The organism is Vibrio sp. H11 (assembly GCF_004804295.1).
Classification (GTDB): Bacteria; Pseudomonadota; Gammaproteobacteria; order Enterobacterales; family Vibrionaceae; genus Vibrio; species Vibrio ostreae.
The window spans coordinates 22,386-46,415 of sequence record NZ_SSHN01000011.1 but is presented as its reverse complement, the minus strand read 5'-3'; the positions used below and the strand labels follow the sequence as shown (position 1 = coordinate 46,415).

Annotated in this window: 22 protein-coding genes; 16 read left to right on the top strand and 6 right to left on the bottom strand. The window is 50.4% G+C overall.

Annotation, left to right across the window (positions count from 1 at the left end):
- Window positions 1-101 precede the first annotated feature (101 nt).
- The 9 genes from hisC (at window position 102) to nhaD (ending at window position 10,228) form a co-directional block, all read left to right on the top strand.
- A complete protein-coding gene (hisC, locus tag E6C74_RS15965; RefSeq protein WP_136487046.1) occupies window positions 102-1,175 on the top strand; it encodes a histidinol-phosphate transaminase in 1,074 nt (357 codons plus the stop codon).
- Window positions 1,176-1,198: 23 nt separating this feature from the next.
- Window positions 1,199-1,972 (top strand): ABC transporter substrate-binding protein, encoded by a 774-nt coding sequence (locus tag E6C74_RS15960; RefSeq protein WP_136487045.1) that lies wholly within the window; start codon window positions 1,199-1,201, stop codon window positions 1,970-1,972.
- A 274-nt stretch (window positions 1,973-2,246) separates the two neighbouring features.
- Window positions 2,247-2,723, top strand: a complete 477-nt coding sequence (gene slyA, locus E6C74_RS15955; protein ID WP_136487044.1) for a transcriptional regulator SlyA — start codon at window positions 2,247-2,249, stop codon at window positions 2,721-2,723.
- Between the two features lie 15 nt (window positions 2,724-2,738).
- On the top strand, window positions 2,739-3,800 hold the full coding sequence (locus E6C74_RS15950) for an HlyD family secretion protein (RefSeq protein ID WP_136487043.1): 1,062 nt from the start codon (window positions 2,739-2,741) through the stop codon (window positions 3,798-3,800).
- A 12-nt stretch (window positions 3,801-3,812) separates the two neighbouring features.
- Window positions 3,813-4,856 (top strand): DUF2955 domain-containing protein, encoded by a 1,044-nt coding sequence (locus E6C74_RS15945; RefSeq protein ID WP_136487041.1) that lies wholly within the window; start codon window positions 3,813-3,815, stop codon window positions 4,854-4,856.
- 169 nt (window positions 4,857-5,025) lie between these two features.
- Window positions 5,026-6,339, top strand: coding sequence for an alpha/beta fold hydrolase (locus tag E6C74_RS15940; RefSeq protein WP_136487039.1), 1,314 nt, complete (start codon window positions 5,026-5,028; stop codon window positions 6,337-6,339).
- 229 nt (window positions 6,340-6,568) lie between these two features.
- On the top strand, window positions 6,569-6,898 hold the full coding sequence (locus E6C74_RS15935) for a hypothetical protein (protein ID WP_136487037.1): 330 nt from the start codon (window positions 6,569-6,571) through the stop codon (window positions 6,896-6,898).
- Between the two features lie 449 nt (window positions 6,899-7,347).
- Entirely contained in the window at window positions 7,348-8,646 is a 1,299-nt protein-coding gene (locus E6C74_RS15930) for a dicarboxylate/amino acid:cation symporter (protein WP_136487035.1), read from the top strand.
- A gap of 142 nt (window positions 8,647-8,788) precedes the next feature.
- Window positions 8,789-10,228, top strand: coding sequence for a sodium:proton antiporter NhaD (gene nhaD / locus E6C74_RS15925; protein ID WP_136487032.1), 1,440 nt, complete (start codon window positions 8,789-8,791; stop codon window positions 10,226-10,228).
- Here the strand turns inward: nhaD and E6C74_RS15920 are convergent.
- Window positions 10,199-10,723: a methylated-DNA--[protein]-cysteine S-methyltransferase gene (locus E6C74_RS15920; RefSeq protein ID WP_136487030.1), complete on the bottom strand. Its 525-nt coding sequence runs from the start codon at window positions 10,721-10,723 to the stop codon at window positions 10,199-10,201. The two genes, nhaD and E6C74_RS15920, sit on opposite strands and share 30 nt — an antisense overlap.
- Window positions 10,724-10,757: 34 nt before the next feature.
- Window positions 10,758-12,128: an AlkA N-terminal domain-containing protein gene (locus tag E6C74_RS15915; protein ID WP_168797046.1), complete on the bottom strand. Its 1,371-nt coding sequence runs from the start codon at window positions 12,126-12,128 to the stop codon at window positions 10,758-10,760.
- 271 nt (window positions 12,129-12,399) lie between these two features.
- On the opposite strand from E6C74_RS15915, the gene E6C74_RS15910 reads away from it, so the two are divergent.
- Window positions 12,400-12,837, top strand: a complete 438-nt coding sequence (locus tag E6C74_RS15910; RefSeq protein WP_136487028.1) for a DoxX family protein — start codon at window positions 12,400-12,402, stop codon at window positions 12,835-12,837.
- A gap of 141 nt (window positions 12,838-12,978) precedes the next feature.
- On the opposite strand, the gene E6C74_RS15905 is transcribed toward E6C74_RS15910, so the two are convergent.
- Window positions 12,979-13,863, bottom strand: a complete 885-nt coding sequence (locus E6C74_RS15905; protein WP_168797045.1) for a LysR family transcriptional regulator — start codon at window positions 13,861-13,863, stop codon at window positions 12,979-12,981.
- Between the two features lie 150 nt (window positions 13,864-14,013).
- On the opposite strand from E6C74_RS15905, the gene maoP reads away from it, so the two are divergent.
- Window positions 14,014-14,373 (top strand): DUF413 domain-containing protein, encoded by a 360-nt coding sequence (maoP, locus tag E6C74_RS15900; protein ID WP_136487024.1) that lies wholly within the window; start codon window positions 14,014-14,016, stop codon window positions 14,371-14,373.
- A gap of 85 nt (window positions 14,374-14,458) precedes the next feature.
- Window positions 14,459-16,450, top strand: a complete 1,992-nt coding sequence (locus E6C74_RS15895) for a flavohemoglobin expression-modulating QEGLA motif protein (protein WP_136487022.1) — start codon at window positions 14,459-14,461, stop codon at window positions 16,448-16,450.
- 169 nt (window positions 16,451-16,619) lie between these two features.
- Here E6C74_RS15895 and E6C74_RS15890 read toward each other — a convergent pair whose 3' ends face one another.
- The gene (locus E6C74_RS15890) at window positions 16,620-16,871 is read right to left on the bottom strand and encodes a DUF3081 domain-containing protein (protein ID WP_136487019.1); all 252 of its coding nucleotides are present in this window, start codon (window positions 16,869-16,871) and stop codon (window positions 16,620-16,622) included.
- Between the two features lie 320 nt (window positions 16,872-17,191).
- On the opposite strand from E6C74_RS15890, the gene nagB reads away from it, so the two are divergent.
- Window positions 17,192-17,992, top strand: coding sequence for a glucosamine-6-phosphate deaminase (gene nagB / locus E6C74_RS15885; protein ID WP_136487017.1), 801 nt, complete (start codon window positions 17,192-17,194; stop codon window positions 17,990-17,992).
- 52 nt (window positions 17,993-18,044) lie between these two features.
- Here the strand turns inward: nagB and E6C74_RS15880 are convergent, their stop codons facing one another.
- Window positions 18,045-18,455, bottom strand: a complete 411-nt coding sequence (locus E6C74_RS15880; RefSeq protein ID WP_136487015.1) for a polymer-forming cytoskeletal protein — start codon at window positions 18,453-18,455, stop codon at window positions 18,045-18,047.
- Complete coding sequence (locus E6C74_RS15875; RefSeq protein ID WP_136487013.1) at window positions 18,359-19,306, bottom strand: M23 family metallopeptidase; 948 nt, start codon at window positions 19,304-19,306, stop codon at window positions 18,359-18,361. The genes E6C74_RS15880 and E6C74_RS15875 overlap by 97 nt, the downstream gene beginning before the upstream one ends.
- Window positions 19,307-20,228: 922 nt before the next feature.
- Here E6C74_RS15875 and E6C74_RS15870 point away from each other — a divergent pair.
- From E6C74_RS15870 to E6C74_RS15860, 3 genes are all read left to right on the top strand, one after another.
- Window positions 20,229-22,121: a PTS mannitol transporter subunit IICBA gene (locus E6C74_RS15870; protein ID WP_136487011.1), complete on the top strand. Its 1,893-nt coding sequence runs from the start codon at window positions 20,229-20,231 to the stop codon at window positions 22,119-22,121.
- Between the two features lie 97 nt (window positions 22,122-22,218).
- A complete protein-coding gene (locus E6C74_RS15865; RefSeq protein ID WP_136487009.1) occupies window positions 22,219-23,364 on the top strand; it encodes a mannitol-1-phosphate 5-dehydrogenase in 1,146 nt (381 codons plus the stop codon).
- A 61-nt stretch (window positions 23,365-23,425) separates the two neighbouring features.
- Window positions 23,426-23,959, top strand: a complete 534-nt coding sequence (locus E6C74_RS15860) for an MltR family transcriptional regulator (RefSeq protein WP_136487007.1) — start codon at window positions 23,426-23,428, stop codon at window positions 23,957-23,959.
- Window positions 23,960-24,030 lie beyond the last annotated feature (71 nt).

Genomic DNA, 24,030 nt, shown 5'->3' with positions numbered 1-24,030 from the left:
AATCATCTGTTGATTAATTTGCAAATAAAATCACTTTAAATGCAATTAACAGCATAAAAAATCATTTAATGCGACTAAATAATAGCAGCCAGAGGGCATTCATGTCATCCATCGCATCTACACTGGCACCAGAGGCCATAAAAAAATTAATACCTTACCAGTCTGCTCGCCGGATTGGTGGCGCGGGTCGGGTCTGGCTGAATGCCAACGAACTGGAGCACGCAGTGCACTACGGTGAATCGTCACAGAATTTCAACCGTTACCCGGATTTCCTGCCGCACGACATTGCCAGGGCTTATCAGGATTACTGCCAGGTCACTTCACCTGTGGTTGCCGTGCGTGGTGCCGATGAAGCGATTGATCTGCTGATCCGTACTTTCTGTCAGCCAGGCAAAGACAAAATCGTCGTCTGCTCGCCGACTTATGCCATGTATGAATTCTGTGCCGATGCACTGGCGATTGAAACCTTGCATGTACCGCTGGTTGGCGATGCATTTGAGTTGGATACCCAGGGCGTTATCGCTGCGGCTAAGCAGGCCAACCTGGTTTTCCTGTGCTCACCAAACAACCCGACCGGTAATCCGCTGTCGCAACAAGCGATCATCGAGATTCTGGAAGGCACGCAGCAAGATGCCCTGGTAGTGGTTGATGAAGCCTATATTGAGTTCGAAATTGACCAGAGCGTGGCAGCACTGATTGCGCGTTACCCGAACCTGGTTGTGATCCGTACGCTGTCAAAAGCATTTGGCCTGGCGGCGGTACGCTGCGGTTTTATCATCGCCGATGAGAGCGTCATGGAATACGTTGCCAAACTGATTCCACCGTATCCAATGCCGGATTCAAGTGCCACTATCGTACTGGACGCCCTGTCCGAGCAAGGCCTGCATAAAATGCGTACCGTAACCAATCAACTGATTGAAACCCGCGATTGGTTTATCAGCCAACTGGGTCAGTACGATTTTATTGAAAAAATTTACCCGTCCGCGACCAACTTTGTCCTGCTGCGCACTCGCGCCGGAGAAACTCTGTTTGCGTATCTGCTCAAGCAAGGTATCGTGACCCGTAATCAAAGTCATGATCCAGCGCTGAGAGACTGTGTGCGTATCACTATAGGTAGTCAGCACAGCATGCAGGAAGTTGTTGCCGCACTGAACGAATATTCGTCACAATCATAGATGTACAGAAAAGGAATTTACTCATGAAAAAATTTGCTGTTGGCCTGGCTTGTATTGCCACCCTGTTCTGCTCTGCGAGCTTTGCTAAAGAAGTTCGCCTGGCATCCGACTTCACCTATCCGCCGTTTAACTACAAAAACAGTGAAGGTCAGCCGGTCGGTTTTGATATCGAAATCGCCGATGCGCTGTGTAAACAAGCTCAACTGGAGTGTACCTGGGTATCACAAGGCTGGGATTCCCTGATCCCTAGCCTGCTGGCACGTAAGGTTGACGTGATTATGGCGTCGATGCGTATTACCGAAGAGCGCAAGAAGAAAGTCCTGTTTACCAACAAGTATTACCAGACTCCGGCCCGCTTTGCCGCCAGCAAAGACGCGACCTTCACCATTGATAAAGAAGGTCTGAAAGGTAAGGTGATCGGTGTACAACGTGGTACCACCGTTGACCGTTACGTCACGGACAAATTTGCCGATGTGGCAGAGATCAAACGTTACGGCGGCCAGGATGAAGTTTACATTGACCTGCAAAACGGTCGCCTGGATGTGACTATGGCAAACGCCGATCAACTTGGCCTGGCGTTCCTGGACAAACCAGAAGGTCAGAGATTTGAGTTCAAAGGCGAAGCAGTGACTGATCCGGCCTACATTGGCTTCGGTACCGCCCTGGCGCTGAGAAAACAGGACCAAGCGCTGGCAGAGAAGTTTAACAAAGCGATCGCGGAGATTCGCGCCAACGGCACTTACGACAAGATTGCGGCCAAGTACTTTAACTTCGATATCTATGGCGCAGACCTGTAACCGCTGCGGCGCCAAAGAACCGCTTATAAGCACAAGTTCACTGCATAACTAAGCGTATATTGACCTGATCGATGATGATTAAGCCACGCACTGCGTGGCTTTTTTTATTTCCCTTCAGCAATGCTTATTCATCACCCCGGCCAGATTTCAGCCCAAACCACTTATTCTGCATGCCAATTGGTCTTACTTTTTATTGTGATTTTACTCACAAAATATTTACTTAGCAGGCTAACTAAATTATATTACTTAGCCTGCTAAGTATTTAAGGCCCATTATGATCCAAGACATCAACAATCTGTATGAATTGACTCTGGCCGAAAAGCTCGCCCGCGTCTCCCGCCTGTGGAAGATGGTGGCAGATCGCGAACTGTCTCCTTTGGGGTTAACTCACCCGCGCTGGACCGCTTTATGGAAGCTACAGCGTCTGGGGGACAACATCAGCCAGAAACAATTGGCGGATTCCCTCGAGATTGAACTTGCTTCATTAATGCGTACTTTGAAACAGCTCGAAGAGCAATCACTGATAACCAGACATCACTGCATAAGCGACAAACGGGCACGCATCATCTCGCTCACCGATGAAGGCCGTTTATTGATTCAGCAAATGGAGACGCGCATTCTTCAGGTCCGCCGCCAACTGCTGAGCGAAATCAATGACGATGAGCTGATGAAGTTGAGCCAGATCCTGGAACAGATCTCTGAAAACGCTCTCGAAGCCCTTAGCACTCTGTCAGACCAACCTTCAATTTAAGAGACATTTAATTCTATGACACCCGATCAAAAATTCGCTCGCTGGATCAAATACTCCTGCATTGGATTTGTTTTCGTCTTCGCGTATTTTCTTATTGCCGACCTCACCATGCCGTTGACGCCACAAGCCTTAGCGACCCGAGTGGTGACTAAAGTGGCTCCGCGTATCAGCGGTCAAATTACGGCGATTCACGTGGAAAACAACCAAGTGGTGCACAAAGGTGACATCTTGTTCGAGATCGATCCGCAGCAGTATCAACTGGCCGTTGACCAGGCTCAGCTCAACCTGGAACGCGTCATGCAGGATAACGATCAGCTGGATGCTTCTATTATCGCCGCCAAAGCCGATGTGGATGCCGCTAAAATCGTGCTTGAACAACGCGAACGTGAATACCGTCGTTTAAACACGCTGTTATTGCGTAACGGGACATCGCGTCAATTACGTGATGACGCTCTGAGTGCCGCGACCGCGGCTAAAGCCAACCTGGCGGCAAGTCGTGCGCGTCTTAAAGAACTGGAAGTCAGCCGTGGTGACATTGACGATGACAAAAACGTCAATATCCGCGTCGCGCAAAACCAACTGGCTCAGGCAGAGCTCAATCTGTCTTATACCAAAATAATCGCAGACAATGATGGCATCGTAACCAACCTGCAACTGGATACTGGTACCTACGCGGCGGCCGGTAACCCGCTGCTGGCACTGGTGGATAACCAAGTGGATGTGATTGCGGACTTTCGCGAAAAGAGCCTGCGTCATTTCGGTCACAACAGCCAGGCAATGGTGGCGTTCGACAGTAAACCGGGTCAGGTTTTCACTGCTGAAGTTGGTACGATTGACGCTGGTGTAAGCTCAGGCCAGTTTGATGCCGACGGCCGTCTGGCAACCCCGACCACATCAAACCGCTGGGTACGCGATGCGCAGCGTATGCGCCTGCACCTGATCATGCACGATGAAGAGCTGCAGAAACTGCCCGCTGGTGCACGTGCGACGGTACAGTTGCTGCCAGAATCTCCGGTTCTGAACTTACTGGCGAAAGCGCAGATCCACTTTCTCAGCACCCTGCACTACATCTATTAATCGGGAGATGGTATGAGACTTTGGGATCATCCATTATCAGGAAATGATTTGCGCCAGTGTCTGCGTATCGCGACCGGCGCCACGCTCGGGTTTACTTTTAATAAAGTCATGGGCTGGGATAACGGGGTGTTTTTTACCGTTACCCCAATGCTGCTGCTCGGTATGATTCCAGTCATCAGTGCCCATGCCGCACGGCAGGTGATGGCTTCTGCCGTGGTGTGTGGCCTGGAGGTCGGTATCCTGGGCGGCCTCTTTGGCGGTCACCCGGGCATGATGACCATCATTGCGTTCTTCCTGTTCCTGAGTAAATTTGCCTGCATGTCCAAGGGGCCGCTGTTCCTGTTTGGTGCCAACAGTGTGATTAACCTGAGTATCATGCTGCATTTTGCCAGTTACCCGACGACCGATCTAAATGTTCTGATCACGGATAACATCGTAGCCTGTTTCCTGTCAGTACTGATTGCCTATCTGGTGACCTTTTTAATTCCGGATCTAGAACCGCGTCAGCCACCCCCACGCCCAGCCGAACCGAAAAAGTCGCACCGTCTGCGCCATGAAGCACTGATGGGCTCGGTAATGGCAACACTCTCATTTGTGGTGTTTCAGATTGCCGATCTGCAGGACTCACTGTCTGCTCAGGCCACCACGGTTCTGATGCTGTTTCCGATGCACTGGAACGGCGCTATGGGTTACGCACGTAAACGAGCAATGGGTACCATCATGGGTGTGACCTTTGGTCTGATAAGCCAAATCTTACTGTATGACTGGTCAGATACCCTGCTGTTCGTGATCCCGCTGCTGTGGATTGGCCTGATGATTTTTGGTTATATGCACTGTAAAGAGTCGAGTGGATCCGGTGCCGGTTTCGGCGGTATGACCACGTTAGGCATTCTGTTCGGGCAGTACCTGGCTCCGGATGGCGATTTGGTCTTCAGTGCCCTGTACCGGGTCAGCAGTATTTTTGGGGCGATCGTGATCACCCTGACGGTTGCCTACGCTGTACACCGTATTCTGAACCGTTTTGAAGCGACCCGCTTTGGTCCGGTAGAAAGTTAGACTGAAAGCAACGTAGCGCCAAACATCCCCATGATGCTCTGCAGCCTGTGTTCAGAGCATCATTTTTTTGCGCCCGTTCAGCCTTCTTTATCCGCCATTGGCATCTTAAAACCGTGCTCAGCTATACTAGGTCTTCTATTCCGATGACCAACAAGGATCCCGGTTCGTCATGATGCATCCGACCCAAAGCTTCGTGGAAGCTGGCGTGCGCTATACGCCTCACACCTTTTCTGTCCCTCTGGACTACCAGCAACCGAAAGCGGCTCAAATCCAAATCTTCGCCCGTGCGGTGACCGCCGCCAATGGCAGTGATGAGAATAAACCCTGGCTGGTTTACTTTCAGGGCGGGCCAGGCTTTCCTTCGCCTCGCGCCAGTGCCAGCAGCGGCTGGATGAAACGTGCTCTGCAGCAGTTTCGCGTCTTGCTGCTCGACCAACGCGGTACCGGGCTGAGCAGTATGGTCAATCATCAAACCCTGACTGGCCTCAAACCACGCCAGCAAGCTGACTACCTAAGTCACTTCCGCGCCGACAATATCGTGCGTGATGCCGAATTCATTCGTCAGCAATGGAAGATTGAGCGCTGGGCAATATTAGGCCAAAGCTTTGGCGGCTTCTGCTCCCTAACGTATCTGTCGCTGTTTCCGGACAGTCTGCTACGCAGCTATATCACCGGTGGCGTACCTTCATTGTCACGCCATTCCGACTGCGTTTACCGCGCTACTTTTCAGCGTACCAAAGAAAAGAACGCCGCCTTCTTCACCCAGTTTCCCGAGGCGCAGAAGTTATGTCAACGCATCGCCGATCACCTGCACGATCACGAAGTACTGCTGCCAAATGGTCAGCGTTTTACCGTCGAGCAATTCCAGCAACTCGGTATTCGTTTCGGGATGAGTGACGCGTTTATGCCCACTTACTTCAGTCTGGAAAATGCATTAATTGAGGTTGATGGTAAACCCACCCTGCGCTACGAGTTTCTACAACAGATGATGATGGAGCAAGGGTTTCACACCAATCCTATCTACGCCATCCTGCATGAAGCGATTTACTGCCAGGGCTTTGCATCAAGCTGGTCCGCCCATCGTATGCGCGATGCTTTTGCTGAATTTCACTATCAGCCGGGCAAGCCTTTTCTTTTCACCGGAGAAATGGTGTTTCCGTGGATGTTTGAGCAGTACGTCAATCTTAAGCCACTGCGTAAAGCCGCTAATCTGCTGGCAGAAAAAACTGACTGGGGCCATCTATATAAAGAGGAGGTACTGGCGCATAACCGGGTTCCGGTCAGTTGCGCGGTCTATGCGGATGATATGTTTGTCGACATGGATCTCAGTCGGGAAACATTACGCCAAATCGCAAATTCGCGCGCCTGGATCACTAACCAGTATGAACACAATGGGTTACGCGCCGATGGCGAACATATTCTGGATCGACTGATTGAAATGGGCGAACAGACGGCCGCGAATCTCAATCTCGATTTGCTGTAATTGGTAAACAGAGAAACTATCCTCTGCCGGTCACTATACAACTTAGAGTGCAGCCAGCACCACTGCCGCTTCAAGTAGGAAGGGGATAATATGGGAATAGCTATTTAGCGGTATCAACTTCGCGCCAGAGGATCACATAAATATTTTTTCGTCCTGCAGAAATCTGGTTAACACTTATATAAGGCGGCTCCCTATCCGGGAGCCGCGCCGGGAACCAGAGGAGGAAACCATGGAACAGGTATCACTGACCCAGCAGCTCTACTTATCGCTGATGCAACTGGATGATTTATTGGCGATAATGGATATCAACAGCCCGCAATACCAACAACTTTGCCAACAGCAGGCGGTGTTACGCAGCCAGTATTCGGAGTTGGTGGTCAGTGCCGTCAACGATACCAGCCGTATTGAGGAGCTGTTGCAGACCATGGAATGTCTGTGTGACGAAAGCCATCGGCTATGTGGTCAGCTGCATCACCGAAATATACAATGCCCGAATATCAATACTATTATCCAGTACGCCGATCAGGTCAGCGAAAGCCTCGATAGTATTACGGTATAGCCCACTCCCTTGCGGCTCGACTTCTCCCCGCCAACCGACCTGATTAAGCACCTCAAATACATCGATCTCATCAATAGATGAGGTCTTTTTATACGCTAAATAGCCGAAATCAGTGATGCCAATCGATTTCAATCGCAGATTGCTGTTTTTATCAGCACTCCAATCCACTGATAAACCAGCTAAAAATAACTCATCGGCGACAAAAAACTCCGCTTTCCCGCAGTGAAAATTGTTGCATTACTAAACTTATATGTTAACAGAAGGCGATTAGTTGCATTTTTTAACTGCTTATTTGTTATATCCCAGTAAAAAACACTGCACCAAAGGTGATACAGATCACGCAAAGGGGGCATTATTGTGAAATTGCTTTTTTATTTTCACTTCTGGCTGCTACTCTCCCGCTCGCTTTGAAATGATGTCGAAGTGGATAACTATAAGGAGTGTTCTTAATGAATACCAAGAAACCTATGTCGCTGACTGCCAGAGTCATTCTGGGTATGGTCGCGGGTATCTTGACCGGGTTTGCGATTCGCGCCCTATTTGCTGACAACGGATTTGTCGACGCATATATTGTTAACGGACTATTTGACGTTGGCGGCAAGATCTTTATTGCCAGCCTGAAAATGCTTGTCGTGCCACTGGTGTTTGTGTCACTGGTGTGCGGAACAAGTTCACTAAAAGATCTGTCAACGCTGGGCCGCATGGGCGGCAAAACACTGGCGTTTTATATCACCACCACTGCCGTGGCAATCACGCTGGCTCTGACTATGGGTGCCATTTTCCAGCCTGGTTCCGGTGCAGACCTGACCGCAGCAAGCAGCTTTAAATCTGCCGATGCGCCGTCACTGGGTCAGGTGATCATCGATATGTTCCCGACAAACCCTATCAATGCGATGGCAGAAGGTAAAACTCTGCAGGTCATCGTGTTTGCGGTTCTGTTCGGTATCGCTATCAGTGCTGCCGGTAAGCCGGGTGAGCGCATCGCGGCTCTGTTTGAAGACCTGAATGCGGTCATCATGAAGCTGGTTGCTCTGCTGATGAACATCGCGCCTTACGGTGTGTTCTTCCTGATGGCAAAACTGTTCACAGGTTTAGGCCTGGGCGCGATCATGAACCTGGCGGAGTACTTCGTGGTTCTGACGGCGACACTGCTTATCCACGGTTTCGTGACTTACGGCGTGATGCTGAAGAGCTTCTCTGGCCTGAGCCCGATCACTTTCTTCCGTAAAATGGAAGATGCGATCATGTTCGCGTTCTCAACCGCATCATCTAATGCCACCATTCCGGTGACGATGGAGACAGCGAAAAACCGTTTTGGTGTCGATAACAAAGTGGCCTCGTTCACTATCCCGCTGGGTGCAACCGTCAACATGGACGGCACCGCAATCATGCAGGGTGTGGCGACCGCATTCATTGCTCAGGCATTCAACATTGACCTGTCGATGGGTGACTACCTGACCGTCATTCTGACTGCGACGCTGGCTTCTATCGGTACAGCCGGTGTTCCGGGTGTGGGTCTGGTCATGCTGGCCATGGTTCTGAACCAGGTTGGCCTGCCGCTGGAAGGTATCGCCCTGATCATGGGTGTTGACCGTCTGCTGGATATGATTCGTACCGCCGTTAACATTACCGGCGACAGTTGTGTGACCTGTATTGTGGCGAAATCAGAAAACGCGCTGGATGAAGCCCGTTTCAACGACCCACAAGCTGGCGTCAAAGAGGAGCAGGTTCACCTTAAAGGTGCCTGATCGCTCAACGCAAGTTGATCTCTCAAACCCCGCATGCGCGGGGTTTTTTATTGCTTTACATCAGACAGATAGAGCTATCTCACACTCACGCTGAAAATTTGCTTCTAAAATTTGGTTACTTTCTATCAGTCGGAGAGCTGCCATGTCCCTTTTCAGACCGGTATTGATTCTGTTGACACTCCTGTTCTCTGCGCAAAGCCTTGCCTCCACCGAACCCGGCGCTTCCCTCGCCCTCACTCAATCCGGGATTGGTTATACCGCTCTGGCGCTGTTTACCGTCGCGTATATTCTGGTGATGCTGGAAGAGTACCTGCAGCTGCGCAAATCCAAACCTGTGCTGCTGGCCGCAGGAATTATCTGGGCCATGATTGGCTATGTATACCAACAGCATGGCGCGACAGAAGTCGCCCAAAAAGCACTGGAATACAACCTGCTCGAATATGCCGAGCTGCTGCTGTTCCTGCTGGTCGCTATGACCTACATCAGCGCAATGGAAGAGCGACGCCTGTTTGATGCGCTGCAAGCCTGGATGACCAGCAAAGGATTTAACTTTCGCGCCCTGTTCTGGCTCACCGGTTGGCTCGCCTTCTTCATTTCACCGATCGCCGATAACCTGACCACCGCCCTGCTGATGTGCGCTGTGGTGATGAAAGTGGGCGGACAAAACACTCAGTTTATCAACCTCGCCTGTATCAACATCGTGATCGCGGCCAATGCCGGTGGCGCATTCAGCCCGTTTGGTGACATCACGACCCTGATGGTATGGCAGGCCGGTCACGTGGCGTTTATGCAGTTTATGGATCTGTTTCTGCCTTCGGTCATCAACTATCTGCTGCCGGCGCTGGTGATGTCCTGGTTTCTGCCAACCGGCATGCCAGATGTTATCCATGAGCATGTCGAACTGAAACGCGGCGCACGTCGCATTGTCGGGTTATTTATTCTGACCATCATCACCGCTGTCAGTTTTCATGCCCTGTTCCACTTCCCGCCGGTGATGGGCATGATGATGGGCCTGGCCTATCTGCAATTTTTTGGTTACTTCCTGCGTCAAACGCTGGCCGGTTCATTGGCTAAAAAAGCCAAACGGGCCATTGCCAACGGCGATGAAGCTGCGTTGCGGAGGCTGGGCTCAGTGGTGCCGTTCGATGTATTCCGGCGTATCTCCCATGCCGAATGGGACACCCTGCTGTTTTTCTATGGTGTGGTGATGTGTGTTGGCGGCCTGAGCCTGCTCGGTTATCTGGGGCTGATCTCGGAGCTGATGTACAGCCAGTGGGATCCGATGTGGGCCAATATCAGTGTCGGGGTACTTTCCTCGATTGTCGATAACATTCCGGTCATGTTTGCCGTCCTGACGATGGAACCGACCATGTCGATCGGAAACTGGCTGCTGGTAACGCTCACGGCCGGTGTGGGCGGCAGCCTGCTGTCTATCGGTTCCGCGGCCGGAGTGGCCTTAATGGGCGCTTCGCACGGCAAATACACCTTTATCAGCCACTTAAAATGGTCGCCGGTTATTGCGCTGGGCTATGTAATGAGCATACTCGTGCATTTATGGCTTAATCAGGCGCTGTTTGCCTGAACATTGCCAGCTTGCAGTTGGGTGATCAATGCCCTCTAACTCGAGCAGATACGCTTTGCGCTCCACACCCCCGGCATAACCGGTCAGTTTGCCGTTTTTACCAATCACACGATGACACGGTACAATAATCGAAATCGGATTTTTGCCATTGGCCAGCCCGACCGCCCGTACGGCTTTCGGGTTATCGATCGCATCAGCCAGTTGCTGATAACTCCGGGTCTCGCCAAAAGGAATGGTGCCCAGTGCCTGCCAGACCGCGCGCTGGAACGGCGTTCCGGTCGCCGCCAGCGGTAAATCAAACTCACGGCGCTGGCCGGCAAAGTATTGATCGAGCTGACGCATGGTTTCCACCAGAAGAGGAAATGCCGGATTACACTCGCCCAGCTCATCCGGCTGAGTGGTCTGGGTACTAAACCAGGCACCGAGCAGTCCCTGCTTAGAGGCTTGCAATGTCATCGTCCCAAGCGGACTTTGATAATGGGTATATTGATGCATATTACGGCTCCTGCCATCAGATAAAATGAAACAATCACTGGTTCCAGCATTGGAAAGTGGCGTAGCTGCCCCAGGGGGCAACCCGCTCCGCGGTCAATCCGGGGTGCAATGCCAGCGCTTTTTTGACAATCAGGTCCCCGCTCAGAAAGCAGTTAGTGTCGGACTGGCCACGTAATCGCGCATAATCCACCGTCCAGGGACCAATGCCTTTCAGGGCCAGCCATTCATCGACGGCTGCGTGCGGATTTTGCTGCACAAAGCCAGCTAAACGGGAAAGCGTCTCTTTGCGACTTTGCGGCATACGCAGGAAACTTAAATCTGCACTGGCCACTTGCTGTGGGTCTGGAAAATACCACGGACGCGGCTGACGGTAATTGAGCGTTCTCACTAGCAGGTTGAGTTGACCGATCGCCGCTTTAATAGATACCTGCTGCCCCAGAACGGCACGCACACCGGCTTCCCAGGGACTCCACACGCCGGGTATCCGCAGTCCAGGGTGAATCACTAACTCAGGGGCTGCCTTAGCAAGCTGGGCTTCAATCGCCACCATATCCGCATTGAGATCAAACACCCGCCGCCAGATACTGACCAAATAACGCAAATCCCGCAGCGATTCGAGTTCAAATTCAATCTCCATATGGGTATCGGATGCACAACGCGCGGCGAACCAGGCGCGGCTGCCATTGAGCATGACATGGCGCTGATAACGATCAGCCTGCACTTGTTCGATGCCGTCTATCGCCCGTAGCTGATAAAACGCCAGCATATGCTGCCAGTCAAACGGACCACGGTAAGCCAGTGACACCGTATTGGTGGCACTGGCGCTGCCCGGTTCACGCCGCACCTGACTCGGCGTCAGGCGCAGACACTTCTGAAACGCATCATTAAAGCGCCGCGTGCTGTTAAAGCCACAGGCAAACCCGATATCTGTTACCGACAAATGGCTGTGATGGAGCAACTGCTTGGCAAACATCAGTTGCTGATACTGGGCATACTGTTTCGGTGACATTCCCAAATAGGTTTTAAACAACTGGCGCAAATAGCGTTCACTGATGCCGAGCCGTTCCGCTAAATCTGCCAACGATTTGCCCTGCAACGCGCCATGATCAATCAGGCTGACCGCACGCTGGAAGGTCGTTTCGGTTCCCTTCCACGCCCATGATGCGGGCGCGCTATCCGGGCGACAACGCAAGCAGGGCCGGTAACCAGCCTGCAGAGCCTGTGCCTGATGGGCAAAATATTCCACATTCTCTTCTTTCGGCAATGTTGCCGGGCAAATCGGCCGGCAGAAAATACCGGTCGATTTCACCGCGATATAGAAACGACCATCAAAACGCGCATCGCGGCTCATTCGCGCCCGTTGGCATTGCTGAGGCGTCAGTTTAGTTTGGCTGTACAGAGTCATGATTCGGCTTCCTGATACGATATGTCCAGTGTACGACGCACCACACGGAAAACTAGCCATTTTCGGCACTGAATGATCAAAACGGAAAATAACCGATCTCACCCGCAATCTATTAGCCACTGAAAGTCATTCAATTTTTTTGAACTAGTATGTCGATCTAAAGCCACTATCAAAATTGCCTGGCTCATCTAGAATTACTCCATCGGCACGCAGAAAGACTTGAGCGCTGTACACACTTATTTCACATTATCGAATGTTAAGGAACACGACAATGAACGCACTATTAAAAAAACTGATGAGCACTAATGCAGGTTTTGCCCCACTGGCACTGCGTATCCCAATCGGGATCATTTACATGGCCCACGGCTCACAAAAACTGTTTGGCTGGTTTGGTGGTTACGGCCTGGAAGGTACAGGCCAGTGGATGGCTTCAATCGGTATCGAACCTGGTGTTCTGATGGCGTTTCTGGCCGGTAGCGGTGAGTTCTTTGGTGGTCTGTTACTGCTGATCGGTCTGCTGACCCGCCCTGCCGCGTTTGTCACTGCCTTTGCGATGATTGTCGCTATCCTGAGCGTTCACATTGGTAACGGTCTGTTTATTGCCAACAACGGCTACGAATTTGGTCTGGCTCTGCTGGCAGCAAGTGTATCACTGCTGATTTCAGGTGCCGGTAAAGCGAGCCTAGACTCAAGCATCAGCCAAAAATAACGCTGGTGGTGAAACTTCGCGTTGGCACGGGGTTTTATGTTTCTAATCCTTGTTGTCTAGCTGAATAATAAGAAACGGGGCGAGTTGTTAACTCGCCCCGTTTTTCTATTTACACGTTTTCTTTTTACCCATCAATCGGGCTTAATTCACTTCACCCGCTTTCTGCAAGCTGAATGCGGTCAGCGGATCAATGTTTTTAACCAAACCTTCAACCTGAGTAATCGCGTCAACCGATGAACTATTTTTACGGTAGCTCAGGTAGATCGGACGATGCCAGTCTTCGACCCCGGCGACACGATGCAATTGGCCTGAATTCAGGAACGGTTCCACCACTGAAGCGGGCATGTAAGCACTGCCACCTTTTTCCAGAATAAAATCCAGTGCAATGCGCGCCGTTGAGGTGCGCAGAAACGGTGCAGGCGCTTTGGGGTGCCTGTCAGCGTGTTCGGATGCAAAACGTGAGCCCCAGTCGACATAGACGTATCTGTTGTTAAACACGCTGTCTGCGGTGTCCGGACGGGTCGAAACCATCACCAGCACCAAATCGGCGACTTTCTTGCACTGTAGCTCTTCTGCTTTGATCTGGTCAAACGCAAAGCCCATATCCAGGGTACGTTCCAGCAAATTACGGCTCAGCTGCTCACGCCCCATCACTTCAGCCATAAAGCCATAACCGCTGAAAGCGTCAGTGATCACGCTCAAGCAGTTTTGCAGATAAGCATCCCAGATGTTGGGCGTACCGCCAATCGTCAGTTGCAGCGCTTTACCGTTATCCAGCGACAACTCAAATTTTGCCTGTTGCAAGGTCGCGACCATCACTTCAGCGTAGCTGACCAATCGTTCACCTGCCGAGGTCAGTTTGATGTTGTTCCGGTCACGGGTAAACAGTTGGGTATCGAAATAATTTTCGAGTTGTTTAATTCGCGCACTCACCGCCGCCTGAGTCAAATAAAGATTCTCTGCGGCCCGGCCAAAATGGCGTACTTTGGCCAATTCAAGAAAGGTGCGAAAGACTTTTACGTCCATATTGAATCCTCTGATATTCCTCGTGAAGATTAACAAGGAAGTACAATAATGACGATAAAAAATTTTTGTTTTTCTTTTCTGGATTTTACGCCTAACTTTCGCCGTGAACCACGGCAACGTAATGGTAGCCAATAGACACACGAGGTTGACATGTCTGAGACAGTATTTCGTCTAGGAAAAAAACATTTTTTCGATACTAAGAAATTCCCACGAGGCTTCGCGAAATCTGGTGATTTCACTCTGGGTGAAGAAACCCTTCTGACCCAATATGGTGACACCATGCTGGGTCTGGAATCCGGCGTATTACAACCAGAAAACGCCGAAGAGCAGCGTTTCCTTCAGGTACTGGATAATCCGGATCTGGCCGAAAGCAAAATTGAAAAGGTATGGATGAAGTATGTCCGTCTGTCGCGCGGTCGTAAGCGTTTCCACACGCTGAACGGTCGTAACAAGCCAGATGCGGCAGACGACTATACCGATGATGAGCCAAGCCTGACTGAAGAAGACTAATTTAGCGGGGCTTTGTCGTTACCGCAGCCCCTGTTTCTCACTGACGTTTTCTCACTAACGTTGACGTCTTCTTTAAGGGTCACCCATGGCCAACCCGGTTTCTAAAGTTTACACTTTGGAAGAGATGCTCTCGCTGATTCAGCGAGGGCAACCTTTTTCCGGCGAGCTCGACTCCGCTGGCTGTTTTATCAAGATAGAACAATATCTGCCGGTGGTGTGCACCGCCATTCATGCAGGTAACCGCCTTCGCGCCGAATTGCAGCCCCTGTGCCAGCTTTCCGCTGCGCAGCGTCGTCTGGAAGAGGCGCCGTTTTCCGACCAACTTATCGCCTCCCAGCCCATCACGCTCTGGAGTCTCGACTCGCGTTTTGAGTACGACCTCAATCGTGCCCGCACGCTGAGCACACGCTATAAGTCGGCCTGGAAGCGACCACTCAATGATCGTCAGCGCACCATCAGTCACGAAAAGCACGCCCAGTTTTACCGCCTGTATGAAGCGCTGATTGCCAAGCTGGAATCCATGTTTGGTATGGTGATTGTGTTCGACCTTTATACCTACCAGCCGACGTCGACCGAGCCGTCCGCGCCGGTATTTAATATCGGCAGCGCACAAATCGATATGCAGCGCTGGGGTAATGTGGTCAAACGCTTTACCAGCGAGCTCGGCAAAATCCAACTGCCGCACATCGAGAGCGATGCGGCAGTTGATGCGGTGTTTGAAGGGCGCGGCTATCTGATCGCGCATACCAATGCCCATTTTGACCGCACTCTGGTTTTGCCGACCGAAGTGAAAAAAGTGTTTCTTGATCCCGACAGCGGCACCGTGTATCCCTTAGTACTCGATGCAATGAAAAGCGGCCTCAAGCAGGCATTCAGCGAAACCAGCGCCTATTTCCAGCGCCGCCATAACCGGCGTCGTACCACCAAAGCGAAAATGCTCAGCTCGTCGATTGAACCGGCGGTACTGGCTATCGACAAAGCGCTGTCCAAGCTGACGCGTAAAGTTGAGACACTCAAGTACATCAACCCGACCAATATGACCAGTGAACGTAAACGCTTTGATGCGGCGCCAAGCCGCTACCAGCCGGACTTTCGCTACAAGCAGTTACCAATTCACGCCAATGAGTTTAAACACAAGCTCTATCAGTTGCCGATCGACACCATTTCCGATCCGGATCTGAAACAGCTGTACAGTTCAGTGGTGAATAAACTCAGTGAAAAGATAGATCTGCTGACCAGTATCGGCCAGGACAGTTTTCTGTATAACTCGCTGCGTTTCTATGGCCGGCCGGATGCCAATGCCATCAGTAATGCCCAGTTCCTGCTCTATGCCAAAACGCTGCCGGAAGAAAAAGGCCCGCAGTATAACGCAGAGCAGGCCGCCGAAGTCATGCTGCAGGCCGCAAAAGCGTGGGGCATGAAATGCAATGTCACGCCGACCGCCTCGCTCGCAGCGCGTGCCATGGTAAGCGGTCAGAAACCGCCGACCCTGTATCTCAACAGTAAAGTGACCTTCTCGCATGCTGAAGTACAGCGTCTGATTCAGCACGAATTGGGCGTACATATGGCGACCACATTCAACGCGCGCAGCCAGCCTTTGCGTATTTTTTCGATTGGTCTGCCGGGAGCAACGGAGTCGCAGGAAGGTCTGGCGATTTTAGCAGAGTACAAAGCGGGCTACATGTCACATGATCGACTGCAAACACTTGCTACCCGCGTGCTGGCAGTGGATTCTATGCTCAAGGAGCAGAATTTCTATCAGACCTTTGATTATTTGGTCGATGAACTGGGCCAGGATCGTGACAGTGCATTTGTCACCACGACACGGGTGTATCGCGGCGGTGGCTTTACCAAAGACCACCTGTATCTGGAAGGATTTCTGCATACCCTGTCCCAGTCACAAAAACGCAGTATAGATAACTTGCTGGTGGGTAAATGCAGCCACGAATATCTGGATTTGATTGATGAACTGGTTGAGCGTGGCTGGTTACTAAAACCAAAACATCGCTACGATGATAAAGGCGTGGAGCCGGAACCGATTCTCAAGTATCTGATTGACTCGTTGCGCCACCGTTAATCCCTGCGGCTGTTAAACGCAGTTAAGCAGCATACCGTCAGGCATCATCACCGTGTACCGAATCTTTCTCCCAAAGCCCCGCAGCGCAAAGTGCCCGGGGCTTTGTTTTACTGCGCACAACCCATTTTTGCTTCTCAGAACAAATGCCGCTCCGCTTTACGACTTCGCATCACTTTCCCAGCATCGCGACTTTCTTGAGGAAAGAGTCACGCAAATGCTCCTGATCGTACTCAAGATGATAGGTATTGTGGAATCCGACTTTCAGCTCTACCCCGTTCCCGCGCAGGTAGACGTTATAGCCGTCATAATCTGAGAACGCTTCAATACCCTCATAAATTTTGCCATATTCGGTCGGGGTCCCGTTCGCCATAACCTTTTCATAAGCGTGCAAAATTTTGGTCGGGTCTAGTTCATTTTTCATCGCTACCGCTCCGTTATTCTGGTTCATATCAAGTATGGATAACGATTGTGTGCTTCGCCAATCCAACCCGGCAAAACAGTCACAACACGCACATTTAACCGAACTTATTTTTACTTGTGAAATTTCACACACTAAAAACAAAAGTTAATGCAAAAAAACCGATGGACAGGTTCAACAACGTGCTATTTACGAGCAAAAAGGTAAACATGAAAACATTAATGACAAATTTCGCCTAAAAGGATAGCGAAAAACCAATACTTTTTTTATACTGTGAATTAACCAAGTTCATCACAGCTAATTTTTGCAGTAAGGGTTACAACATGAGACTGATTCCATTAAACAACGCTGCCCAGGTCGGTAAATGGGCTGCCGCACACATTGCGAAACGCATTAATGATTTCCAGCCGACAGCGGAGCGTCCTTTTGTTCTCGGCCTGCCAACCGGTGGCACACCACTACTGACTTACCAGGCACTGATTGAGCGGTATAAAGCCGGCGATGTCAGCTTCAAACATGTGGTGACTTTCAATATGGATGAGTATGTGGGTCTGCCAAAAGATCATCCTGAGTCATATCACTCATTCATGTACAACAACTTCTTCAATCATGTGGATATCCAGCCACAAAACATCAACCTGCTCAACGGTAATAGCGATGACCACGATCTGGAATGTCAACGTTACGAAGAGAAGATCAAATCTTACGGCAAAATAGATCTGTTTATGGGCGGCGTGGGTAATGACGGTCACATCGCGTTTAACGAACCGGCTTCATCGCTCTCTTCACGTACCCGGATCAAGACCCTGACCCACGATACCCGTATCGCCAATTCACGCTTTTTTGACGGGGATGTCTCACAGGTACCTAAGTATGCGTTGACTATCGGTGTCGGCACGCTGCTCGATGCCAAAGAGGTGATGATTCTGGTGACCGGCCATAACAAAGCGCTGGCACTGCAGGCCGCGGTTGAAGGCTGCGTCAACCACTTGTGGACCGTATCCGCGCTGCAACTGCACGCCAAAGCTATCATGGTCTGCGACGAACCGGCGACTCAGGAACTAAAAGTAAAAACGGTAAAATACTTCTCTGAGCTGGAAGCGGAAAACATTAAGGGCTTTTAAGCCGGATGGATGACAAATACACCAAGCCCCGCCAAAGCGGGGCTTGTTTTTATCAACCTTCTGCAGCGACTTTAACTTCGCTGATGTCGACCAGCTCAGCCACTCTCGGCTGGGAAGCGGAGTGGGTAACGCCATTAAAACGGCCGCCCTGTTCAATACTGAGATCATCGCTGTAAATATGGCCGTTGACACGTCCTTTGCTCAGGATCTCAATTTTGTCAGCATGACAGGTGCCCTCAAACTCACCATTAATGATGACATGTTCGGCAATGATATCGCCGCTGACATAGCCACACTCACTGATGACCAGGGATTTCTCAACCTGGATCTGACCTTCGATTGAACCATCAACCTGAATATTACTTTCTAACCGGAGTTGTCCACTAATTGAGCAACCCTTTGCGATGAGAGTTGTAGCTGAGTGCTGACTCTTAGCTCGACTTTGTTTACTAAAGATTCCCATCGGATACCTCTTACTTTGCTGAAGACCGACTCGAACTCATTGACGCCCCAATCGACAAAAGGTCTTGGGTCTAATGAGCGGCCGACAAATCGAATTTCATAATGTAAATGCGGACCCGACGAGAGGCCGCTATTACCGGAATAACCTATCAGATCACCTTTCTGGATAAACTCCCCGCTTTGCACGGCAAACTTACTCAGGTGTGAGTAAGAGCTGGTAAAGCCATAAGAATGTTGCAGACGTAGAAAGTTACCCGAGCCTTTATTGCTCGGCCGGGTGACCAACACCACGCCATCCGCCGGCGCATATACCGGAGTGCCGATGTTGACCGCAAAATCCTGGCCACGGTGAAACTTCACGTTCCCCGTTACCGGATGAACCCGTTTACCATATCCTGACGAAATTCTTGCATCGTTAACAGGCGCACCACTGGGGATTTGGGTTAACATCACCATTCTGACTGAAGAGGTGATCGCGGCGGCATCCAGGCGTGATTCCAGCTCGGCACCGCTGTCATCAACACCAAGGACTTTTTCCAGTTCGCCGAGACGATCAGACACCAGCTGCATTTTTTCTTCACGTTCCAGCAGGTCGCTTTCCAGATTGTGTTTGAGCGATTTGAGCGAGACGACTTCTTCATTGAGAGACATCGACTGGCTTTCCAGCTCCTGTTGTTTCAATTTGGCAAAATCGACTTCGCCGACCAGATAGTAAATCGCACCGCCGGTCGCCAACGCGCCACAGAGCAGAGCGTAACCTGCCCCTTTGAGGCAGTGTCGATACCATTTGCCAAGATGAAAGTGTCGTGTTCCGTGAATAGACGAAACCGAAACAATGACGTTTTCTTTCATGTGCAAATTCTAATTGTCATTATTGAAAGTGGCAGAATACTAGCAAGGAACGGTCATTGACTGAACTCTTTACCCCTGGCGCACTGCGCCACTTCCGCTGTTATTGTTCAGTTTGAGAAGCAGCGCAAAAACCGTTCACACCGTCAACCAAACCCTTTAAATTCAGATTAATAACTGATTAACACTCTTACTGATCTCACAACCCGCTTCCTGCCCGTTCAACCGGCATTGGCTGGTTTAGGGTTCGTGGTGCATCGACTAAGCAGAGCTTGCGGCCACTCTTTTACAGGCGACCCATTTCCGGCACCGATTTAATCGCCTGCCGATACAGGCAAGCGAGCAGAAGATGAGCCAAAACCGTTCCACACCTGCAAACAGCCTCTCGCTTTTTGCTCGCTGTGCTCATGCCGCGCCCAGAGCCTGTCATAGGCCATTGATGGATTAATGAACACATCAAGTATGGTGGTTGCGATCGCTGTAACTTGCCTGTCGTAATTTCGTATCTAAATTACATTTTCATCAACAGGATTATTGCCTATTTATTTCGACTTTTGAAATAAATAGTAATGAGTGATGTAGATCACTTAGCGTTTTTAACCAAGCTAATAAACAAATCATTTCGTGATCTTTGTCACTTTATTTTTATTTTATAAAATATCATAAATGTGACATCAAGCATCAAAAATACATTGCAAAACTTAATTACAGTGTTTTGTAGCAAAATTACATCATAATTAAATGATCATGATCACTAAAAAAGAATTTGGATAACCCTAATTTGGTGATCCTTATCACTAAAAACCCGCCCTACATTCCGACTGAAATTTGTGTGTTAGATTAATTGTGTACTCATTAATCAACGGTTTTTGGCGAAACCGTTACAACAACAAAATTTCATCAGAACATCGAACGGGGAAAACATATGTTATCACCAGAAGCGAAGGTCAAGGTACAGAATTTTGGCCGGTTCCTGTCCAACATGGTAATGCCGAACATTGGTGCGTTTATCGCCTGGGGTTTCATTACCGCATTATTTATTCCAACGGGTTGGTGGCCAAACGAAACACTGGCATCCATGGTTGGTCCTATGATCACTTACCTGCTACCACTGCTGATCGGTTATACCGGCGGTAAAATGGTTGGCGGAGATCGCGGTGCGGTCGTCGGTGCTATCACCACTATGGGTGTTATTGTAGGTACCGATATCCCTATGTTTATGGGTGCAATGATTGCAGGCCCTCTGGGCGGTCTGGCGATCAAAAAATTCGATGCGGCTATCCACGGTAAAGTGAAAAGCGGCTTCGAAATGCTAGTCAACAACTTCTCAGCAGGCATCATCGGTATGCTGTGCGCGATCATCGCTTACCTGGTTATCGGTCCTGCGGTGAAAACGCTGTCAACCGCACTGGCTGCGGGCGTAAACGTTCTGGTTGATACTGGTGTCCTTCCTCTGACTTCCATTTTTGTAGAGCCAGCGAAGATTCTGTTCCTGAATAACGCGATCAACCACGGTATTTTCTCACCACTGGGCATCCAACAGTCTGAAGAAATGGGTAAATCTATTTTCTTCCTGATTGAAGCAAACCCGGGTCCGGGCTTAGGTCTGCTGCTGGCTTACATGATGTTTGGTAAAGGCAGTGCGAAACAATCCGCTGCAGGTGCTTCTATCATCCACTTCCTGGGCGGTATCCACGAAATTTACTTCCCATATGTTCTGATGAACCCGCGTCTGATTCTGGCCATGATTGGCGGCGGTATGACCGGTGTATTCGTTAACGTGATGTTCAACTCTGGTCTGGTTTCACCAGCATCACCGGGCTCTATTTTTGCCGTGCTGCTCATGACGCCTAAGTCAGCCTTCGTTGGTGTGATTCTGTCGGTTATCTGCTCTGCAGCAGTATCGTGTGTGATTGCCTCTCTGCTACTGAAAACTCAGAAACAGACAGCGGACGATGACGACTCGCTGGAAAAAGCGACCAACCAGATGCAGGGCATGAAAGCGACGTCGAAAGGTCAGAGCGCTCCGGTAGCAGACATCGATATGGCAAACGTACGCAAAATCATCGTCGCGTGTGACGCAGGTATGGGGTCAAGTGCAATGGGTGCCAGCTTGCTGCGCAAGAAGGTCCAAGCCGCTAACCTGAACATTGATGTTACTAACCTGGCGATTAACAGCCTGCCTGGCGATGTGGACATCGTTGTTACCCACCGCGATCTGACGGACCGTGCCCGCCAGCATGCCGCCAACGCGTACCATATTTCGCTGACCAATTTCCTCGACAACTCCCTGTACGACAGTCTGGTTGCCAAGCTGATGACAGCCATGGACAGCGGTAACAAGCAGGAAGAGGTTGTGCAAGAAAGCGCAGCTGAGCAAGGCGGAACACTGAAACTGTCCAACGACAATATCTTTCTTGGCCTGCAACCAAAGAGCAAAGAAGAAGTGATCAAGTTTGCGGGTGAGCAACTGGTGAAGCTGGGCAACGTCGAGCCTCAATATGTGCAAGGTATGCTGGAGCGCGAAAAACTCGTGTCGACCTACCTGGGTGAATCGATTGCGGTCCCTCACGGCACTATCGAAGCCAAACAGTATGTGAAGAAAACCGGCATTGTTTTCTGCCAGTTCCCGGATGGCATCCAGTGGGGTGAAGAGGAAGACGATATCGCCAAAATGGTGATTGGCATCGCCGCTCAGGGTGATGAACATATTCAGGTTATCACTGCCATCACCAACGCACTGGATGATGAAGAAGCCGTCGAGTTACTCAAGAGCACCACCAATCCGGACGATGTGCTACGGATTCTGAATGGCTAACTCCTAACCACAGCCATGCTCCTTTAAGACGAAGGCCGGTCTCCCCCGACTGGCCTTATTTATTAGATTGCTAATTTTATTGGGTGGAAGAACAGTTATGAAAGCGTTACATTTTGGCGCCGGCAACATTGGCCGGGGATTTATTGGTAAGCTACTGGCAGACGCAAATATTCACGTCACCTTTGCCGATGTCAACGACGTGGTGGTTCAGGCACTGAGTGAGCGTCACGAATATCCGGTCAAAGTGGTGGGTGAGACTTGCGTAGTGGAAACCGTGACCGGTGTGGATGCGATTAACTCAACTGACGCAAAGATTGTCGACTCCATTGCAGAAGTTGATATCATTACCACCGCTGTCGGGCCGACCGTGCTGAAAATCATTGCAGGCACCTTGGCTCAGGGTCTGGAAAAACGCCTCAGTCAGGGTATCACTACGCCGCTGAATATCATCGCCTGTGAAAACATGGTACGTGGTACCAGCCAGCTGAAAGAGGCGGTGTTTGAAAAACTCTCCGCACAAGCACGAGCCGACGTTGAAAAACGGGTTGGCTTTGTCGATTCGGCCGTAGACCGCATCGTACCACCGGCAGAAGCCGGTGAGACCGATCCGCTGGCCGTGACCGTTGAAACCTTCAGTGAATGGATTGTCGACGAAACTCAGTTTAAAGGTGAGATTCCGGCTATCGCAGGCATGGAACGCACTGATAACCTGATGGCCTTTGTTGAACGTAAGTTGTTTACGCTCAATACCGGCCACTGCGTTACCGCCTATCTTGGTTGCCTGAATGGTCATAAAACCATTCGTGAAGCGATTGAAAACCCGCAGATTCGTGCCGAGGTTAAACAGGCAATGCAGGAAAGCGGCGAAGTGCTGATTCGTCGTTACGGCTTTGATAAAGACAAGCATGCCGCCTACATCGAGAAGATTCTCGGTCGCTTTGCCAACCCTTATCTGGTGGACGAAGTGGACCGTGTAGGCCGCCAGCCAATCCGTAAACTGGGTGCCAACGATCGCCTGGTGAAGCCGTTACTTGGCACCATCGAGTACGGCGTGGACAACCAAACATTATTAAAAGGCATTGCGGCCGCGCTGAAATACACCAACGACAGCGACCCGCAAGCTGTAGAGTTGCAGCAATCTATCCGTGATCAGGGTGTGCGTAAAACACTGGCACATTACACTGGCCTGGATGAACACAGCGTGGAAGTAGAGACCGTTGAGTCGTTATACAACCAGCTTTGATGATGCAGCTAGATTGGAGGGCAGTTTGCCCTCCTTCCTGAGACGTAGCTTAGAATCATATATGGTAGATAAAATTAACGAAACTGAGATCCTGGAACGACTGAACGATGCACCATCAGTACGGGGTTTTTTCATCCAGACCGTCGAAGTATTCAGCGAAGCCATTGACGCCCTGATGCAACGCATCTTTCGTAAAGATAATTTTGCGGTGCAGTCAGTCGTCGGGCCTTTGCTGCAGGACACCGGCCCGCTGGGCAACCTGTCGGTACGTCTCAAATTATTGTACGGTCTGGGCGTTATTCCGGACGATGTTTACCATGATATTGAAAGTGTTATTAAACTGCGCAACCAGCTCAACAGCGATGGTGCCGAGTACAGCTTTACTGATCCCAACATAGTGGCTGCCATTCAGGCGCTCAATCTGGTTAAAAAGATGGGTATGGTCCAACTCAGCCCACTTGACGAGCCGGAAGATGACATTGATCTGGCCTTCTATAACCTGCATCTGCAACGTCAGCAGCAAATCATCAAGTCAGGAATGTCACTGGCGATCATTGAAATCTGTAATACGCTCAATCGTGACAGCCCATTCTGAATGAGTCAGCTCATCAGCCTTCATGGCCGTTCTCGCGGTCACCATTCCGGGTTACATGCGTGCCTTACCGT

What these genes read in the sequence shown, in the direction of transcription:
- E6C74_RS15860 (WP_136487007.1), top strand. Translation starts at nt 23,426, where the DNA reads ATGGTAGATAAAATTAACGAAACTGAGATCCTGGAACGACTGAACGAT.
- E6C74_RS15960 (WP_136487045.1), top strand. Translation starts at nt 1,199, where the DNA reads ATGAAAAAATTTGCTGTTGGCCTGGCTTGTATTGCCACCCTGTTCTGC.
- E6C74_RS15920 (WP_136487030.1), bottom strand. Translation starts at nt 10,723, where the DNA reads ATGCATCAATATACCCATTATCAAAGTCCGCTTGGGACGATGACATTG.
- E6C74_RS15890 (WP_136487019.1), bottom strand. Translation starts at nt 16,871, where the DNA reads ATGAAAAATGAACTAGACCCGACCAAAATTTTGCACGCTTATGAAAAG.
- E6C74_RS15870 (WP_136487011.1), top strand. Translation starts at nt 20,229, where the DNA reads ATGTTATCACCAGAAGCGAAGGTCAAGGTACAGAATTTTGGCCGGTTC.
- E6C74_RS15875 (WP_136487013.1), bottom strand. Translation starts at nt 19,306, where the DNA reads ATGAAAGAAAACGTCATTGTTTCGGTTTCGTCTATTCACGGAACACGA.
- slyA (WP_136487044.1), top strand. Translation starts at nt 2,247, where the DNA reads ATGATCCAAGACATCAACAATCTGTATGAATTGACTCTGGCCGAAAAG.
- nhaD (WP_136487032.1), top strand. Translation starts at nt 8,789, where the DNA reads ATGTCCCTTTTCAGACCGGTATTGATTCTGTTGACACTCCTGTTCTCT.
- E6C74_RS15930 (WP_136487035.1), top strand. Translation starts at nt 7,348, where the DNA reads ATGAATACCAAGAAACCTATGTCGCTGACTGCCAGAGTCATTCTGGGT.
- E6C74_RS15865 (WP_136487009.1), top strand. Translation starts at nt 22,219, where the DNA reads ATGAAAGCGTTACATTTTGGCGCCGGCAACATTGGCCGGGGATTTATT.
- E6C74_RS15910 (WP_136487028.1), top strand. Translation starts at nt 12,400, where the DNA reads ATGAACGCACTATTAAAAAAACTGATGAGCACTAATGCAGGTTTTGCC.
- E6C74_RS15945 (WP_136487041.1), top strand. Translation starts at nt 3,813, where the DNA reads ATGAGACTTTGGGATCATCCATTATCAGGAAATGATTTGCGCCAGTGT.
- E6C74_RS15905 (WP_168797045.1), bottom strand. Translation starts at nt 13,863, where the DNA reads ATGGACGTAAAAGTCTTTCGCACCTTTCTTGAATTGGCCAAAGTACGC.
- E6C74_RS15950 (WP_136487043.1), top strand. Translation starts at nt 2,739, where the DNA reads ATGACACCCGATCAAAAATTCGCTCGCTGGATCAAATACTCCTGCATT.
- hisC (WP_136487046.1), top strand. Translation starts at nt 102, where the DNA reads ATGTCATCCATCGCATCTACACTGGCACCAGAGGCCATAAAAAAATTA.
- E6C74_RS15880 (WP_136487015.1), bottom strand. Translation starts at nt 18,455, where the DNA reads ATGGGAATCTTTAGTAAACAAAGTCGAGCTAAGAGTCAGCACTCAGCT.
- E6C74_RS15940 (WP_136487039.1), top strand. Translation starts at nt 5,026, where the DNA reads ATGATGCATCCGACCCAAAGCTTCGTGGAAGCTGGCGTGCGCTATACG.
- E6C74_RS15935 (WP_136487037.1), top strand. Translation starts at nt 6,569, where the DNA reads ATGGAACAGGTATCACTGACCCAGCAGCTCTACTTATCGCTGATGCAA.
- maoP (WP_136487024.1), top strand. Translation starts at nt 14,014, where the DNA reads ATGTCTGAGACAGTATTTCGTCTAGGAAAAAAACATTTTTTCGATACT.
- E6C74_RS15895 (WP_136487022.1), top strand. Translation starts at nt 14,459, where the DNA reads ATGGCCAACCCGGTTTCTAAAGTTTACACTTTGGAAGAGATGCTCTCG.
- E6C74_RS15915 (WP_168797046.1), bottom strand. Translation starts at nt 12,128, where the DNA reads ATGACTCTGTACAGCCAAACTAAACTGACGCCTCAGCAATGCCAACGG.
- nagB (WP_136487017.1), top strand. Translation starts at nt 17,192, where the DNA reads ATGAGACTGATTCCATTAAACAACGCTGCCCAGGTCGGTAAATGGGCT.